This window comes from Bacillus zhangzhouensis (genome assembly GCF_000715205.1).
In the GTDB taxonomy this organism is placed as follows: Bacteria; Bacillota; Bacilli; order Bacillales; family Bacillaceae; genus Bacillus; species Bacillus zhangzhouensis.
This window is the reverse complement of sequence record NZ_JOTP01000098.1, coordinates 1-278: the sequence shown is the minus strand read 5'-3', so window position 1 is coordinate 278 and position 278 is coordinate 1. Positions and strand designations below refer to the sequence as shown.

General features: G+C 41.0%; 1 protein-coding gene. It reads right to left on the bottom strand.

The window, feature by feature from the left end; genetic code table 11:
- Nucleotides 1–278, bottom strand: a 278-nt coding sequence (locus BA70_RS19025) for an HK97 family phage prohead protease (RefSeq protein ID WP_239646724.1), incomplete at both ends; no start/stop codon positions are given.

Genomic DNA, 278 nt, shown 5'->3' with positions numbered 1-278 from the left:
GTTTCATAATTGAAAAAACATAATTTAAAACCGATGGCAGCTATTACTAGTTCAAACCGCCCTGACTCCCCTGAAACGGTATTTCTCGCTAGGGGAAAATCCTCTCGATGGTTAAAAAGTGCAATGACGTTTGATAGATCGGTAGATTCTAAAGCGTTCCTGCTGATAATTTCTTTGAACCATCCCAAACGTTCGGACCATTTTTCAAATTTCAAAGCATAGCCTTCCACATATTCGGATTGTCCTTCTCCATCGGAACGGATCTCAATTGGCGTCGT